General features: G+C 60.3%; 21 protein-coding genes. 5 read left to right on the top strand and 16 right to left on the bottom strand.

All coding sequences use genetic code 11. The annotated features are described in order from the left end of the window. Positions 1-354: 354 nt before the first annotated feature. The 12 genes from ACYCUK_RS00620 to ACYCUK_RS00565 form a co-directional block, all read right to left on the bottom strand. Entirely contained in the window at positions 355-567 is a 213-nt protein-coding gene (locus ACYCUK_RS00620; protein WP_461592944.1) for a hypothetical protein, read from the bottom strand. Further along, positions 567-812 carry a hypothetical protein gene (locus ACYCUK_RS00615; protein WP_461592943.1) on the bottom strand — a complete coding sequence of 82 codons (246 nt, stop codon included), beginning with the start codon at positions 810-812 and terminating at the stop codon, positions 567-569. The genes ACYCUK_RS00620 and ACYCUK_RS00615 overlap by 1 nt, the downstream gene beginning before the upstream one ends. After that, entirely contained in the window at positions 809-1336 is a 528-nt protein-coding gene (locus ACYCUK_RS00610) for a hypothetical protein (RefSeq protein WP_461592942.1), read from the bottom strand. Before ACYCUK_RS00610 ends, ACYCUK_RS00615 begins: the two co-directional genes overlap by 4 nt. Beyond that, the gene (locus ACYCUK_RS00605; protein ID WP_461592941.1) at positions 1333-2184 is read right to left on the bottom strand and encodes a DNA methyltransferase; all 852 of its coding nucleotides are present in this window, start codon (positions 2182-2184) and stop codon (positions 1333-1335) included. Before ACYCUK_RS00605 ends, ACYCUK_RS00610 begins: the two co-directional genes overlap by 4 nt. Further along, a complete protein-coding gene (locus ACYCUK_RS00600) occupies positions 2181-2378 on the bottom strand; it encodes a hypothetical protein (protein ID WP_461592940.1) in 198 nt (65 codons plus the stop codon). Before ACYCUK_RS00600 ends, ACYCUK_RS00605 begins: the two co-directional genes overlap by 4 nt. Then, positions 2375-2962 carry an AAA family ATPase gene (locus tag ACYCUK_RS00595; protein ID WP_461592939.1) on the bottom strand — a complete coding sequence of 196 codons (588 nt, stop codon included), beginning with the start codon at positions 2960-2962 and terminating at the stop codon, positions 2375-2377. Before ACYCUK_RS00595 ends, ACYCUK_RS00600 begins: the two co-directional genes overlap by 4 nt. Continuing rightward, entirely contained in the window at positions 2959-3150 is a 192-nt protein-coding gene (locus ACYCUK_RS00590) for a hypothetical protein (protein ID WP_461592938.1), read from the bottom strand. Before ACYCUK_RS00590 ends, ACYCUK_RS00595 begins: the two co-directional genes overlap by 4 nt. A gap of 147 nt (positions 3151-3297) precedes the next feature. Further along, positions 3298-3708 carry a hypothetical protein gene (locus ACYCUK_RS00585; RefSeq protein WP_461592937.1) on the bottom strand — a complete coding sequence of 137 codons (411 nt, stop codon included), beginning with the start codon at positions 3706-3708 and terminating at the stop codon, positions 3298-3300. Between the two features lie 93 nt (positions 3709-3801). Further along, positions 3802-4317, bottom strand: coding sequence for a hypothetical protein (locus ACYCUK_RS00580; RefSeq protein WP_461592936.1), 516 nt, complete (start codon positions 4315-4317; stop codon positions 3802-3804). A gap of 9 nt (positions 4318-4326) precedes the next feature. Then, on the bottom strand, positions 4327-5073 hold the full coding sequence (locus tag ACYCUK_RS00575; protein WP_461592935.1) for a complement resistance protein TraT: 747 nt from the start codon (positions 5071-5073) through the stop codon (positions 4327-4329). A 140-nt stretch (positions 5074-5213) separates the two neighbouring features. Continuing rightward, complete coding sequence (locus ACYCUK_RS00570) at positions 5214-6443, bottom strand: EAL domain-containing protein (protein ID WP_461592934.1); 1230 nt, start codon at positions 6441-6443, stop codon at positions 5214-5216. 227 nt (positions 6444-6670) lie between these two features. After that, positions 6671-7501 (bottom strand): hypothetical protein, encoded by an 831-nt coding sequence (locus ACYCUK_RS00565; protein ID WP_461592933.1) that lies wholly within the window; start codon positions 7499-7501, stop codon positions 6671-6673. A gap of 239 nt (positions 7502-7740) precedes the next feature. Between ACYCUK_RS00565 and ACYCUK_RS00560 the strand changes: the two genes are divergently transcribed. Both ACYCUK_RS00560 and ACYCUK_RS00555 read left to right on the top strand, forming a co-directional pair. Further along, complete coding sequence (locus tag ACYCUK_RS00560) at positions 7741-8181, top strand: HAD domain-containing protein (RefSeq protein ID WP_461592932.1); 441 nt, start codon at positions 7741-7743, stop codon at positions 8179-8181. A 369-nt stretch (positions 8182-8550) separates the two neighbouring features. Continuing rightward, the gene (locus ACYCUK_RS00555) at positions 8551-9417 is read left to right on the top strand and encodes a hypothetical protein (RefSeq protein WP_461592931.1); all 867 of its coding nucleotides are present in this window, start codon (positions 8551-8553) and stop codon (positions 9415-9417) included. On the opposite strand, the gene ACYCUK_RS00550 is transcribed toward ACYCUK_RS00555, so the two are convergent. Beyond that, entirely contained in the window at positions 9406-10338 is a 933-nt protein-coding gene (locus tag ACYCUK_RS00550) for an NYN domain-containing protein (protein WP_461592930.1), read from the bottom strand. The genes ACYCUK_RS00555 and ACYCUK_RS00550 overlap by 12 nt on opposite strands. A gap of 156 nt (positions 10339-10494) precedes the next feature. Between ACYCUK_RS00550 and ACYCUK_RS00545 the strand changes: the two genes are divergently transcribed. The 3 genes from ACYCUK_RS00545 (at position 10495) to ACYCUK_RS00535 (ending at position 11811) form a co-directional block, all read left to right on the top strand. Continuing rightward, positions 10495-10773, top strand: a complete 279-nt coding sequence (locus ACYCUK_RS00545) for a hypothetical protein (RefSeq protein WP_461592929.1) — start codon at positions 10495-10497, stop codon at positions 10771-10773. Positions 10774-10910: 137 nt separating this feature from the next. After that, entirely contained in the window at positions 10911-11528 is a 618-nt protein-coding gene (locus ACYCUK_RS00540) for an HD domain-containing protein (protein ID WP_461592928.1), read from the top strand. Beyond that, entirely contained in the window at positions 11521-11811 is a 291-nt protein-coding gene (locus ACYCUK_RS00535) for a hypothetical protein (protein ID WP_461592927.1), read from the top strand. The genes ACYCUK_RS00540 and ACYCUK_RS00535 overlap by 8 nt, the downstream gene beginning before the upstream one ends. Before the next feature lie 28 nt (positions 11812-11839). Here the strand turns inward: ACYCUK_RS00535 and ACYCUK_RS00530 are convergent, their stop codons facing one another. From ACYCUK_RS00530 to ACYCUK_RS00520, 3 genes are all read right to left on the bottom strand, one after another. Further along, positions 11840-12472, bottom strand: a complete 633-nt coding sequence (locus ACYCUK_RS00530) for a hypothetical protein (RefSeq protein WP_461592926.1) — start codon at positions 12470-12472, stop codon at positions 11840-11842. A 118-nt stretch (positions 12473-12590) separates the two neighbouring features. Further along, on the bottom strand, positions 12591-13118 hold the full coding sequence (locus tag ACYCUK_RS00525; protein WP_461592925.1) for a hypothetical protein: 528 nt from the start codon (positions 13116-13118) through the stop codon (positions 12591-12593). Positions 13119-13121: 3 nt separating this feature from the next. Next, positions 13122-13988 (bottom strand): hypothetical protein, encoded by an 867-nt coding sequence (locus ACYCUK_RS00520; RefSeq protein WP_461592924.1) that lies wholly within the window; start codon positions 13986-13988, stop codon positions 13122-13124. Positions 13989-14093 lie beyond the last annotated feature (105 nt).

Genomic DNA, 14093 nt, shown 5'->3' with positions numbered 1-14093 from the left:
CGTAGAGAACAGACAGCAAAACCAGCACCGTCACGGCCACACCAGGAGAAGAAAACGACGCCAGACCACGGGCGACGCAAACTATCAGGGCGAACGGCGACAAGGACGCGACCAGGAGAATCACGGTGAGCCGGCCCTTCCATAAGGACCGGAACGCGGCGGCGATTTCTTCCCGCCATAGACGGAGAAACCTTTCGCATGGTGCGAGCCCCTTGCAAGGTGCCGGCCCCTTTCGCCGTCCGCAGAACCGCAGCCTTGCCTGTTCCTTCCGCTCCACCCATCGTCCAAGGTTAAAAAGCAGCCAGCCCACTCCGGCTAATATGAACAGCCAGCCCACTCCGGCCAATGCTTTCATCATTTCCGCAGAATCCATTGGCAATTTCCGGTTACAAAAAACGCCTCCAAAAAATGCGCCCATGAAGTTCCAAAAATGAAATGGTCAATCAGATAAATTATAATGCCCAGCACAATCACTATCAGGGAAACCACGAGAACCAGCAGCGCTATTTCCCGCAGCAGGATGTTCGACGTTCTTTGCTGAAATGTGTTTTCTTTTTCACGCCACATTAGAGATTCTCCTTGTCAACCGATGGAATAACGGGTACTGCGGTCATTGCAGGGTGCGCATCTTCATTTATGGCGTTCTCCAGCCTGCGCACCTCGAATAGTGCCCGTGCCGCCGCATGCACGACGTGTTCGTCGTTCCGAGCGTCCTTGATGAACGCCTTGAGGCGATCATCGAAACTCAGACAGGCCTCCAGCAAAACGCGCTCCGCGTGGACCTGCGGACGGTCGGGAGTCTTACTGGTCATACGGCTTTCTCCATCCCTGGCTCGATAACGGGGTCCATCAGATTTTCACCCAGCCACCAACTGATCCGCCGCCACGCGATTCCGGCATATTCCGGTGACTGCTCGATGCCGGTCACATCATCCCAGCCCGCAAGCAACGCACCGATCATTTCCGACCCGCTTCCGGAGAACGGCACCAACAGACGGCGCGGCGAATCCACCGCCTGCGGTTTATCCGCGCCAGGCGGCGGCAACAGGAGCGTCGCCAGTTGCCGCGTGAGGCCGATGGGCTTCATCGTGGGGTGACCGTTCGGCGCACCGCCCATGCCTGCCTGCCGTTCCCGGGTGGAGACCTTGGACACATAGAAAAACCGGCTGGCGCCGCCTTCGCTGGCAGGGATATTCGTTTTCGTGGCCGTACCGGCGAACTTGCCGTATCCGTTCTTGTTGCCGATGGTTTTTAGGGTGCCCGCGCGCATGGCCCCGCTTTTGCGAATGCCGGACTGCGCGTCCAGCATTTCCGCCGCGTCTTCGTCGAGTATCACGTTGGCGGGCCAGCGGCCATTCGGTGAAGGCGTATAACCGTTATTCGCCACGCCCGGATCCGGCTTACCGTCTCTGATATGTGATAGTTTCCGTCCTGCACCACCGGACAATGTTTCCCCATCCATAGGGATCCGGCCCCATCAATATTCAGCGCCCCACATCCCCACTTCAGGACATTTTCCGCATAAGTCTTCTTACCGGGTTTACGGCACAGCAATATTGGCTCATAAGCGGGTTTTAATGCTGTACCATAGCCTGAAAAAGCCTCAGATTTAGGACACACCGGGGCAGTAAGCTCCCACTCGCGGCGCCAACTATTACCGCCATGCGCGGCATTAGCGGATTCCTCCAGCAAATCGGTATTTTTCAACGTGGGGTGCTTACGAACTCCTGTCGTCTCACGCTTGTTTCCCATCTTTCTGTCGATGGCTTTACTGATGTTCGTGCTTTTTGGAAATCCGCTGCCATACAACCACATGAGGATATCTACCAGGATAAAACCCGCGTCCTCCATCGCCACCGCCAGCCGGTGAAAAGTCCGGCTGCCGCCGAAGGCCATGAGATACGCGCCCGGTTTCATCACCCGCATGACGGCTTCCCAGGTCTCGGTGCGGAACGCCACGTCGCCGCCGTCCCAGGTCTTACCCATGAATCCCTTATCGGTACCGAGAGCCAGGCGCCCGGATATTGTCCCCGGCTTTCCTTTGCGTTTGCTCCCGCCCCGCGAGTTCTGCGTCAGGTGATACGGCGGATCGCACAGCACCGCGTCGAAATGGTGGTCCGGCAACGTGGGCAAAATGGACAGAAGATCGCCTTCCAAAATATTGTGATTTTGGCTCGTCATCATGAACCCGCTTTTACAGTGCGCGAAGCCTTTTTCGCGCTGATCATCCACCCCAGAACCGTCCCCGCGCCGAAGGTGGCGGCGCTCCATCCCCATGTCCGCAACACAGTGTCGCTTCCGCTGTCTTCCGCGCGCAGACTTGCACCCGGCACGGGGTCGACGGCGCTTTCGCGCCGTCCCACGATATAGGGCGTCATGTCGCCTCCTGATTTTTCCGCTTTTCAAGCCTGTCCAGAATCAACCGCACAACATTGTCCATGTTGTTATCCCGCGTATTGTCAGCCAGTATGATGCGTTCGTGTGATGGTGGTTCTACTGGCAGACCCGCTCTATATTCTTGCCAAAAATCCAGCTTCCACTTATCCATGGCTGCGGCACGATGGGTAATGCGGGCACGGGTTACGTTGACGTCCGCCGTCAGCCAAACCAGCGATAGCGTCGTGGCGCGGATCGACACAAATGTTTCCATCTGTCCAATCCACTGCGAATCACGGAATAGGCTGGTGAATGGCGCGGTACAAATCACGCTCCGGCCAATATCCAGGTTGTCCTTGACAATGTTAAGGATGGTTTCATATTCGAGCGGCTTTACCTGTTGCACATAGGGTTCGCTTTCCCGATCATTTTTATCGCAACCCAGCGCCTTCAGCAGACCTTCAGTCATGGCGCAGGTCGCCGAATCCTTATCCACCAGACCGTATCCAAGCGTTTTCGCCAGTAATCGCCCTATGGTGGTTTTCCCCGTTCCGGGATTGCCACCAACCAGTATCAGTTCGCTCATGCCGCACTCTCCTTTAACGCTTCCCCCACATAATCCAGCAGCCACGCCGGGTCATCCCATTTCCCCTTGCGCACCATGCATGCGGTCAGTTTCTCGACGGCGCTGCCGGGCACGGTATCCGCCCACTCATGGAAATCCGGTTCCTCATCAAATGCGTCGATCAGCGCATCCACGGAACCGGCGGCCAAACGGCATCCAGCGCGTGCGCCAGGATTTTCATCGTTACGGCAATGCCCCCACATCCATAATCTGGTGTTCTCTCCTCTCGTAAAAACGTCGCGAGCGCAGCATATGTTGTTTCCCCAAGAAAGCACATCATGATGGTGTCAGGCGCATCAAGCACGGAGCCATCCAATATAATTAATGTCATAAAATGAAGGCAGCACGGATAAGAGATAATAGATTGTCGCCAAGGACCCGATGATTGTTATGAGCAGGGTAAACTGATAAATTCCATACAATACAGAGAAATCTCTCATGATTGCCATGAATAGGAAAACAGCCATGCTGACGAACACGCCTGTGCTTCTGCAAGGAGCGACAGGGATGAGGCGTTTCGATCTTGCCATGGCATACAACAGATACATCACTGGCAGGTTGAATAGCGGAAAAAGAAGCCCGGTGCCGGGGTGAACCACCTCACTCGTTGGCGCTGACCAGATAATAGCTGTTGGAATCACCCACACCAGCATGGAAGATAGAACGATAATCGCGTCTATTTTTTCCATCAAACTTTTATTTTGCATGATCCTCTCCTTATCGCCGTCCGCTCCACCAACAATACCTGGCGGCCACCACGGTCACGCCAGCCACCGCCACCAGCAGGATCTCTCCGATGCCTAATGGCGCAGCGCACCCCGGACCAGGGCCTTCTGCCGCTGCAGGGTTCGCAGTACCCGCCGGTCATAACAGTCCCGGAAATCGGCGCCGCATTGGGTGGCCCAAGGAGCCGCCTCCCGGAAGAACCGTACGGCATCGGCCTGGGCCCGCCGCAGGTCGGCGTCCCGCGCCGCATGCGTCAACCAGAACGTCGGCATCGGCTCGGCCAGCCAGTCGGCCTCCGATTGGAACCGGGCGGACAGTCGTCGCCAGCAAGCGAGCGCCGTCGGGTCCGCCGGATGCTGGTCCAGCTTAGCGCAGGCCACCGTGGCTTGCCGGGTGCGGATCAGGGCCAGATGCCACTCGGAGCGGAAATGCCGCAGGGTCCCGGAAAAGCCTACCCGTGGATAGACGGTGGCCGGTATCGGGACCGGCGGGACCGGTTTTGGAGCGGGAGGATTCAGCCAGGCACATCCGGAGAGGAACAACAGGGAGACGCCAATCCCCCCTTGCAGCAGGGAATACGGAATTCGCATCGGGGATCCTTACAAAATGCCGGACAGGCTGTGGACCAGCTGGCCCTGGAGCGCCGGTACCGCCTTGGCGAAGTTCAGGTTGACCTGGTTGGCCGTGGATACGATCCGAGTCCGGTAATCGATCCAGTGCCCGGTTTTGGTGGTCGTCTGGGTCGTTGTCGTGCTGGTCCCCTGCTGCAGGTTGACGGCCGTCTGCTGCGCGACGGCATGCCGCGACCGGACGCCCACCTGCACGTCGGTGATCATTGCGTAGGTGGTATTCTTCACCAGGGAGTCGGCGACCAGGCCGATCGCCCCGCCGATCAGGGCGCCGGCACCCGCCCCCACCATGGAATTGCCGATCATGGCGCCGGAGGCCCCGCCAATCAGGGCGCCACCGAAACCGCCGCCGAGCGCGCTCTGCGCCGCGGCAGGCGCCATCTTGCCCACCGAAAGCACATTGATCTGCAGCAGGTAGTGCGCTTGGGCATACGGCACGACGCGATATCCCTGCGCGACGAGGTTGGCGTCGATTTCCTGTTCCAGGGAGGAAACGCCCAAGGATTTGTCCGAAGTGTTCTTGAACTGGACAAAAACCGTCTGCTCCCGGGGGGATACCGGGGGCAAGAAAATGGTGTTCGACATCCGGGTTTGGACGTCCAGGTTCCGGTGTTGCAGGGCGACACTGGTGGCGGCACAGCCGGATAGGCCGAGCGCGGCGGTAGCACCGGCCAACAACAGGGAGAATCGGATGGAACGACGAAGGCTACTGGGCATGGTTCACTCCTGCGTGAAAAAACAAGGAAACAAGGGCGCTCAAGGGTTTCCCCCCGACCGGGTACTTTCGTTGGTACGGCCCGGCGCCGCCTCGCCCGAGTATAGAGCCCGAGCGTGGCGGTACCTGGTAAGGGTGCCGGCTAACAGGCGCCATCGTCGCCGGTTTCCGTTCGAGATATCCGCCACTCGGCCAGGATGGCCGCCAGCAGGTCTTCCTGAGCCTGGTCCACTGCGATCCAGCCGGCAGGTGAAGACCACAGCCCGTTACGGATGAAACTCGACAAGGCCTCGTGATACGTTCGGTGGAATCGGTCCAGCCGATGTCCGTCGCTCCTGCCCAGCCGGTGCAGATGGGCGTGAATCGAGCAATCTTCGGCGGCCACCTGTGTCAACACGGGCACCAGCTGCGGATGCTGCCGAAGGACTTTCTTCAGCGTTCCGTGCTCGGAAAGCTGGGCGGCATAAAGGCCGAGAAAGCCGCCGCAAGCCCCGCGCGAAACCGGGGTTCCTTCTCCCAAAAAACGGAGCAGGTCCGGCAAGGGAACGGGACGGGAAATGGCATAGCCCTGGAGCAGATTCGCCCCCATCGCGGTCACCGCGTCCAGGATGTCTACCGTCTCGACGCCTTCCACCACCAATTCCACGCCCATGCCGTCCGCGAGGTCCTGCAGGGCGCCCACGAAATGCAGATCCTGCGGCCGGGTCTCCAGTGTGCGGATGAAGCCCTGATCGAGCTTGATCTTGTCCACCGGCAATTCCTTCAGCCGCAGCAGGGAACCGTACGCCGTGCCGACATCATCCAGGGCCAGGTGAAGTCCCCGGCTCCGAAGCGACTCCAGTACCGGTATGGATTCCTCCATGCCCAGGAAATCACTGCTTTCCAATATTTCCAGGGTGATCCGGGAAGGGGCGATGCCGCTGTTGGCCAGGATGGATTGCAAGCACGGAACGCAGGCGTGGGAAAAGGACTCCGGCGCCATGTTGACGGACACCCAGAGCGGATAACCCCGGTCCTCCAGGACGGCCAGGTCCAGGAGTGCCTGGGCCAATACCGCCTGACTGAGTTCCATCAGATCGGCCACCTCCAACTGCGGCAGGAACTGATTCGGGTAGCGGATCGTCCCGTCCGCTTCGCGCAGCCGTGCCAGCGCCTCCACGCCCACGACGGTACCCGAAGACGCCTCCAGGATCGGCTGATACCAGACTTCCAGCCCGCCTTCCTCGAGAAGTCGCCGTGCCCCGCCAGAGGCCCAGGCCAGGAGCTCCCGGCGAACGGCAAGGTCCTCCTGCTCGATAGAACGGCTGGCGTTCCGGCTTACCCGACAAAAGGAGATATCCCGCTCGAATTCGGGACTGATTCTGGATGACATCCGCGACCTCGGAGCTACGTTCTGTTCTTGCGGTATATTATAATATACGTTCGGTTGATGGTCTAGCCAAAGGCCTGCCCGAAGTCGCTCTCGGGGCTTCCTTTTGCGAAAATCCGGCTCGTTCCGGCACAAAAAAAGGCCGGTCACATCCCGCAGGAGTGCCGGCCAAATACTAGGAGACACACACCACATCAGCCGGGAAGACGGAAAGCCTTCCCGGCTAACGCTTAAAACTGATAGGCGACGCCCATGTTCACCCCGAATTGGTTGGTCGAGCTGGAAGGCTCAAACGCCCCGAAATTCAACGCGCCACCGGTGTACGTGAAGTGGGTGTAATCCAGGCCGCTGTAGACGTGCACGGGGCCGACCAGGCGGTAGTCGGCGTCGAGGCCGAGGACTTCCTCACCGGTCACGCCGAACTGGGCGGAACCGAGTGCGCCGCCATACAGGTGCGGAGTCATACCACCGCCGACCACCGCCAGAAATTCCGCGTTGGCGCCCATCACCAGTCGGCTGGACATCGCGTACTGGAACTTGGCGCCCATGCCGACGAGGCCTGCGCTATAGTCTTCGGTATAGCCGTATGGACCCTGCAACGCACGATTCCAGCCCTGATAGCCACCCGCCACATAGGGCGTGACCATCATGCCGCTGGCCAAGTTGAAACCGACGCCGATGCGGGCCATGATCCGGTTGGTGGTCATGCTGTCGGTGCCGCCATAGGGGACGTAACCATAGCTGTTACCCACCGCGCCCTTGTAGGCGATGTCTCCGGTGCTGTAGCCGTACTTCACTTCGGCGTAGGCGTTGGGGACGCCCAGGAAATCCCCCATGTAGCTGCCCTTCAGGGCGAAGCCGGGGGTCCAGCCGGTCTCTGTGTCCGACGGGCCATACTGGGCGGGCACGTGTTCCTGGTAGTTGGTCAGGGTGCCGGTAGCCGCCACGCCGACTTCGTTGTTGGCGGCCAGGATCGGGTTGACGGTGTCCGCCATCGCGACCGTGGAAACGCCGGCCACGGCCAGAGCGGAAAGTACGGCGATCAACAGTTGCTTGCGCATGCAAAAGCTCCTTGCGGAAAAAGGGTAGTCCGGATCCATTCCGGGATTCACGAAGCCCGGCGCCCGCCAGCACTCCGCCGGAACCGGTAGGATCCGATATGTTTAGTATAGCATCGGAATTTGCTAAACGGCAACACGTTCGGAAATAGCGCGCAATGGAAGCGATAACTAGGCTATACTGAGCAGGGCCCTAAGATGGGAGTGCCGGGTTTTTAAGCGAATAGCTGGAGGTCGCTCGAATGACGACAAAATCGCGGGATGCGGTACTGTTTCTGGATTTCGACGGGGTCCTGCATGCCTTGGACGGCGCGGAGGACTTCCGCCACGTGCCGCTGCTGGCGACGGTGATCGCCCCGCACGCCGTGGACCTGGTCATCACCTCGTCCTGGAAGATCGGGTACGCGCTGGACGAAATGGTAGAACGGTTGGGTCCGGTCCTTGGCGCGCGGGTCGTCGGAATCACCCCTGAAGTTCGGCCGTTCGCTTCCGGCTATCGCCAACGGGAGGTAGAGGCCTGGCAGGAAGCCAGCCACCGAAGAACGGCGCACTGGCTGGCTCTCGACGACGATCCGCAATTATTCGATCCGGATTGCCCGAATCTGCTGCTTTGCGATGGCCGGACCGGATTCACTGAGCAGGACGCCCTGAAGCTGACAGACTGGCTGAAGATGGCCAGATGACCGCTTGAAGCCAAACCTTTTTCTTGTGCCAGGTTCCGCGAGGTTCCTGGTTTTTTTTTATGGTGCGGCGCCAGCTACCAGGCCAAAGACCACCGCCCGCATGAATGGCAATATCCGTCCGGAAGCGTGCTCGCCAGATCGGGCGCATCAATGGCAATCCATCGCCGGCCCAGTTTCTGCGCCGCATGGACGGAGGTCCCGCACCCCACGAAAGGCTCCAGCGCCACACTCGCACGACCGCGATCAGAACCTGCTTCCGTGCCCCCTGTTGATTCCGGTATCATTCCGGTTCTGATTCCGGCGAACATTCGACAGCTATATTCCGTTATCGACGCCATGCCGGTGTCTTTTATCAGGAGGACCACCCCCATGTCTCACCCAGACCAAACCCTGGTCGGCAACGCTGTCAAGCCGTGGCCATCCGCGGTGCTCGCTTGCGCCACCGAACGCCTGGCGCAGGAAGCCGCAGCCCGGCTGGTGTTCGAAACGGCCGCCAGGGACCCGGACCCGGAAGGTTGTATCGTGCTGCCGACCGGGCGCACCGCAGCCAGCCTGTTTTCGGGATTGCTGCGCACCGCCGGGGATTACGCCGAGGACCCGTTCGACGGCCACCCCGTCGTTCTCGATACCGAAACCTTCGGAGTGCCCTACCAGCATATGGCCTGCCGTGCCTGGGCGGCCTACCGGGCGCTGTTCGAACCGCTCCGCCGCCAGGGCAAGCACGTCGCCCGCAACGAAAGCCAGCTCCTGGGCAGCCCGCTGCGGGATAAAACCGCCTCAGACCGGTTACAGGTCCTGCTGCGGCTGCACCGACCGGTCATCCATGCCCTGGCGATCTCGCCGGCAGGGGAGGTTCTGGGATACGAGGCCGATGTCTATGCCGATCTGGAACCGCTGGTCTCCGACTTGCTTCCGCTCTTGACGGTGTCCCTGTCGGCCAAGAACTATATCGATAAAGAACAGCCCTTCCCGATCATCCGGTCTCTCGGCATGTCGGTACCCCTGTCAGCCAAAATGCTGCTACTGCTGGTTTTCGACGTGAGCAAGGCCGGCGCCGTGCGGCAATTGATGGCTTCCGACGAGGATCCAAAATTTCCGGCCAGTCTGTTGAAGCGCAATCCGAACGGTGTTCTCCTGGCGACCCGGGAGGTGCTGGACACCGCAGGAATCCCCCCTACGTTCGACATCACCCGCCCGGCCGACGTTTTACCGGTCCTGGAGTGGCTAGCCGGCTAGCGGGAGCGGCACCGGGACGGAATCAACGGCGGAAACCGGTTCCCGGACCAGGAGACGATCCGCCGTGATTCGTGCCCCCAGGTTACCACCACGGCCATCATAGCGGTAGGCCACGCTGCAACGGCGGGCCATGAAACCCTGCTTGCCGGCTTCGGCCGGTTCCAGGTCGAATTCCAGGATGATGCTTCGGCTCGGCAGGTCGCCCGGATCCAGCTCCCGGGGTAGTTCGGAAATATGAACGAACGCCGATTCGTACGGGGAATCGGCGTGCCGGGTGTCCGTAACCCACAGTTCATCCGAAACCTTCGTCAGGAAGCGCACAAAACCAAAGCCACGGTCCTGCTCCCAGCGGATGCAGGTGCCCCTGACCCGGGATCCCACTTCTCCCCAGGGCGCCCGGGCCTCCCGGCTCGGGAACAGCCCCGGCACCAGATACCCGGAATAGAAGGCATCCGCTTCATGCTGCAGATCCCGGGAGACATTCTGGAAGGCCAGCACTTCCACCCGGCAACCCTTGTTCTGCAGCGCGCGTACGACCTGCAGGAAGTCTCCGTCCCCGGTCACCAGCAGAACCTGGTCCAGTCTCTCCGACTGGAGCATCACGTCCACGGCCAGATCCAGGTCGGCGTTGGCCTTTGAAGTCCGGTTCCCGTCGGCATCGACGAACCAGCGCACCGGTTTCTCGATAATCTTCCAGCCGAGATCCCGAACGACCTGCTGGTACCCGTTGATGCTGGTCCGGTATTCGAAGTCGCGCTTCATCCGTTCATGGTCCACCGCCATGTAGGTGTTCAGCCGCAGCAGTTCGCTCCCCGCCTTTCGGGCCGCAAAACGTCGCAGCACGTCATAGCGCATGGCATAGCCGCCGTTGCGACCGATATTTTCCGAATCCACATACACCCCGATCTTGATAGAGGACATCACACGCTCCATAGCCCGATTAAAAATATACTATAGATAGTGTACCGTATACCTATGGTGAATGCCATAGGACGGGCCACCGATCCCGGACTTTCAGGGCTCTTCGGCCAATTTCCGGCTTGCTATATTTCGGAACGGTTCTTGCCCGAGACGTCCATGGCGCCCTACCTACCGAAGACTGCAGTTCCGTCCGCAGACCTGCTGGACGAGATCAACCTGCTGTTGGCGTTCCTGCCCGGAAACCATGGCGGCGGGGAAATCGGCTGCTGGCTGACGGTAGCCGAGGATGGCGTCCATGTTCGCACCAGGGATCACGCCTGGCAACGGATCACCTTGGCCGTCTTTGCCAGCCTGGAAGAAGCCCTGGCCTTTCTGCGGCAAGAGGTCCGGTTCCAGGCTGAAATCGCCGCGGCACCGGCAGGAACGCCGGGCTGAGCCAGTCGACCGCGCCGTCAACCGTAAAAACGGCGAGGCGCAGGTGTCTCGTGACCACGCCGCCGTCCATGCGACAACTGGATACGCGCCGGCCTATAATGTATAATATATACTATGCCGCAACATGAGGATCGCCAATGATCTGCCGTAGTTCACTTACTCAGCAGAACCTGGAAGATGGGCTAAAATTCATTCTCCATTCCCCTTTCACCTTTATCAATAACGCCCGCCTTTTCGCCACGGCTGCACATGGGGCTACCGGGCAGAAGCGTAAGTATACGGGCGAGCCCTACATTCATCATCCGTTGTGCGTGGCGAGCCTGGTGTTCATGGCCACCGGCGATGTCATTACCACGGCGGCCGCCTTGTTGCATGACGTGGTGGAAGATACTCAGATCACTTTGCCGGATATCCGCAGGGAGTTTGGCGACGACATTGCCGGGCTGGTCGGCAGCCTGACGGACGTTTCCCGACCGGAGGACGGGAATCGGGCCGCCCGCAAGGCCATCGACCGGGCGCATATCGCCCAGGCCGACCCGCGCGCAAAGAGCGTCAAACTGGCCGACCTCATTGACAACACCCGCACGATCGTCGCGTATGACCGGGAATTCGCCATGGTGTATCTCGCGGAAAAGGCGCTCTTGCTGAAAGTCCTGAAAGACGGGAACCGGACATTGCTGACCAGGGCGAAGAAAACCTTGAAGAACGGATCGGAAGCGTTGTCCAGGCCGATCGAAGGCCATGCGCATGAATAAGCCGCCGAGAATCGGAAGGCATCCACTTGACGGCGCCGAAAATCTCAAGCGGGTCAATTTCACGATCCGCGAGGACCAGCATCAAAAGGTGCTGGCCCTGGGCGGGTCGGTCTGGCTGCGGGCGCGGATCGATGAGGCCGGCAAACTTGAACATGCGCTGGAAGAGATCCGGCTGTTCGCGGCACGGCACGAGGAAGAAGAGTGGGCGCGGACCATCTTGCGGTACTGCGCCGATGCGGGTGTCAAAGGAGCCACACTCCAGACAGACGAAAAGCGCAACTGAGCCGGACCGGTATCGGTAGCGTCCGCGATCAGCGCCCCGGTGAGGAGCTTGTCCCGGGCCGGGGCAGCGCCCGGGCGAAGCCGGAAAGCGCCACGGGATGCGCGAAGAAGTTCAGCACCACCCGATCCGGTCCGGTTTTTCGCCAGAACAACGAACCATACCTTTCCCGGTGCTGCAGCTCGGCGCAGGCCCGGGCATCCGACAGCAACCAGCATGCGTCGATCCGATGCGTGTAGTAGGCGTTCCCGTGCTCCCAGGACAGGTCACTGGAGACCCATTTTAACGAATGGACAACGTCCGTCACCCCCAGGATGCCCACCAGCTTCCGGCTCCCGTCCGGAAATTGCAGCCAGGCGACGTTGACCCCGTTCAGCGGCAAATCCGCCAGGACCTCCGCGTGCGGGTAGCGGATGGCTAACGATTTCTCCGCCGCACCGGAGAACGGAACGTAGCGGCCTGGCTTCGTGATCAGATAGGTCAGCGATCCGAAAATCAGCATGGGGCTCAGAGCGACAGCCAATAGGACCTGAATGCCGCCAAGTAGCAGGCTGAGCCACGCTTCCCGGCGGCTGCGGACCATATACCGGACCAAGCCCAGACCAGCGATGACGGCGCCGGTATAGAGCAGGATATCGTCGAAAAATGTCAAATGTCCGTTCATCCCCAGCGCCGCCTCCAGTGGTTCGTCGTTTCTGGCACAGAATAGCACACTTTCGCTATACTGAAAATATAATTAATAAGCAGGAACAGAACAAGGAGCCTCCGGGCTCCTTGGAAAACTAATGCAATACGGGTTTCGGAGGATCTTCTCCCGTCAGGATCCGTCGAAGGGAATCCTGCGGGTTGGAGTCCGGCCCCACCTCCGATCGTTGAGATCGTTGAAACGAGGCCATGTGGGCTGCGACTTGGGTCTGTGCCCCTTGAATTTCCGACAGCCAGGCAGAGATCACTTTCTCCCAGCCGGCCACCGGCTCCCACACCATCCACCGGCCCATACAAGCCGCCTTTTGATCGGGGAGCAGCTGAACCATCCATTTGCTTTGGGCCAGGGTGGCCGTCAGGATCTGGGCCACCACTGCGGCGACCTCGACCGGCATGTCTACGAAGCGGATGGTCAGCAATACCGCGGCATCCTCCGGCTGCTGGTAAGTCTCGAACGACAGGCCGGAAGGCGCCCGCCACCAACGCAGCCGATCTGCCAACGCCGCCTCCCGAATCTGCGGATGGGCGGTTTCCGGGATTTCCTTGGAAACGCAACCCAGGGCGGCGAACTGGTCCCATAGCCCGGGTCTAACAATCTCGCTCATGTGTCACTCCTGATCAAAGTAAAAAGTGCCCATGGGTACCGGCGGCGGCATGGCGGAGCCCTGAGCGTAGTCGGCGTCCTCCGAAGGGTTGGCTACCTGCAGGAGTCCCCGTTGACCGGACTCCATCGCCTTCAGCTGAATCCGAGCGGCGGCCAGGAACAGGCCATCCATGGTTTTCCCGGTTATGCCAAAGCCTTTTTTGGCATATTTGACCAACCGGCGGAAGGCCACCCGGGGATCGTCCGGTTCCCGCGCGAACCGGACGACCCCGCTTTTCCGATCCGTCTCCAGCCGAGGATCGAAAATCACCACTATCTCGGAAGGAACGACCCCCACTTGAGCCCGGCAGACGGTTAAATCAAACCGGTCCCACACGGGCGTGATGCCATCCGGGCCCATCCATCGATCCTCCGCAGCGACTTCCTCAAATTCGACGACAATGATCTGGATCGGCGCGTAGGTTTGCCGTTGCGTTCCCACCCCGGATTGTGCCTGGGCCGGAGCGACTTCTCCGAATTTCCATGGCGCGTCGGCCTGCGGAGCGCTAGCCACCGGCCGGACGGTGCACGTGGGCCTCTTGCGGAACGTAAGAGCAAATCCCGTATGCTGTCCCAGCAAAAATCCCTGTTCCTCCAGCCATCGCTGTAGGCGAATGGAGCGTGGTTCCACGGGCCCCACCGATCGATCCAGAGCGGACGCATGCCCCGGAGAAAAGAAGAAGTCTGCATCGTTCGGGGTATACAAAGAGGCGGTGGCGCGACGCAAATGATAAAAATCCGTCAGCTTCGCCGCCGCTCCCCCCGCGAGCACAAAACCCAAACCCTGCAAGGCCGCCAAATGCTCGGGTGTAAGCCCGAACGTGGTGTGCAACCACGCTAGCGCCTCGCTTCGCACTGATTGGACCGCCGCCGTTCGCGCCGCGGGTGGCCGATCGGCCTGAACCAAACTCGGGGCGACCTCCGCCGGGGTACTAAC

The sequence above is a fragment of the Thiomonas sp. genome (genome assembly GCF_054608695.1).
Note: the sequence above shows the minus strand (reverse complement) of the source record. Positions and strands in the feature narration are given on the sequence as shown.

Bases quoted from the DNA above. Each gene is read 5' to 3' on its own strand.
- ACYCUK_RS00595 (WP_461592939.1), bottom strand. From the start codon at position 2,962: ATGAGCGAACTGATACTGGTTGGTGGCAATCCCGGAACGGGGAAAACC.
- ACYCUK_RS00555 (WP_461592931.1), top strand. From the start codon at position 8,551: ATGTCTCACCCAGACCAAACCCTGGTCGGCAACGCTGTCAAGCCGTGG.
- ACYCUK_RS00560 (WP_461592932.1), top strand. From the start codon at position 7,741: ATGACGACAAAATCGCGGGATGCGGTACTGTTTCTGGATTTCGACGGG.
- ACYCUK_RS00585 (WP_461592937.1), bottom strand. From the start codon at position 3,708: ATGCAAAATAAAAGTTTGATGGAAAAAATAGACGCGATTATCGTTCTA.
- ACYCUK_RS00580 (WP_461592936.1), bottom strand. From the start codon at position 4,317: ATGCGAATTCCGTATTCCCTGCTGCAAGGGGGGATTGGCGTCTCCCTG.
- ACYCUK_RS00525 (WP_461592925.1), bottom strand. From the start codon at position 13,118: ATGAGCGAGATTGTTAGACCCGGGCTATGGGACCAGTTCGCCGCCCTG.
- ACYCUK_RS00605 (WP_461592941.1), bottom strand. From the start codon at position 2,184: ATGATGACGAGCCAAAATCACAATATTTTGGAAGGCGATCTTCTGTCC.
- ACYCUK_RS00575 (WP_461592935.1), bottom strand. From the start codon at position 5,073: ATGCCCAGTAGCCTTCGTCGTTCCATCCGATTCTCCCTGTTGTTGGCC.
- ACYCUK_RS00540 (WP_461592928.1), top strand. From the start codon at position 10,911: ATGATCTGCCGTAGTTCACTTACTCAGCAGAACCTGGAAGATGGGCTA.
- ACYCUK_RS00550 (WP_461592930.1), bottom strand. From the start codon at position 10,338: ATGTCCTCTATCAAGATCGGGGTGTATGTGGATTCGGAAAATATCGGT.
- ACYCUK_RS00600 (WP_461592940.1), bottom strand. From the start codon at position 2,378: ATGACGCCCTATATCGTGGGACGGCGCGAAAGCGCCGTCGACCCCGTG.
- ACYCUK_RS00530 (WP_461592926.1), bottom strand. From the start codon at position 12,472: ATGAACGGACATTTGACATTTTTCGACGATATCCTGCTCTATACCGGC.
- ACYCUK_RS00620 (WP_461592944.1), bottom strand. From the start codon at position 567: ATGTGGCGTGAAAAAGAAAACACATTTCAGCAAAGAACGTCGAACATC.
- ACYCUK_RS00615 (WP_461592943.1), bottom strand. From the start codon at position 812: ATGACCAGTAAGACTCCCGACCGTCCGCAGGTCCACGCGGAGCGCGTT.
- ACYCUK_RS00570 (WP_461592934.1), bottom strand. From the start codon at position 6,443: ATGTCATCCAGAATCAGTCCCGAATTCGAGCGGGATATCTCCTTTTGT.
- ACYCUK_RS00545 (WP_461592929.1), top strand. From the start codon at position 10,495: ATGGCGCCCTACCTACCGAAGACTGCAGTTCCGTCCGCAGACCTGCTG.
- ACYCUK_RS00565 (WP_461592933.1), bottom strand. From the start codon at position 7,501: ATGCGCAAGCAACTGTTGATCGCCGTACTTTCCGCTCTGGCCGTGGCC.
- ACYCUK_RS00535 (WP_461592927.1), top strand. From the start codon at position 11,521: ATGAATAAGCCGCCGAGAATCGGAAGGCATCCACTTGACGGCGCCGAA.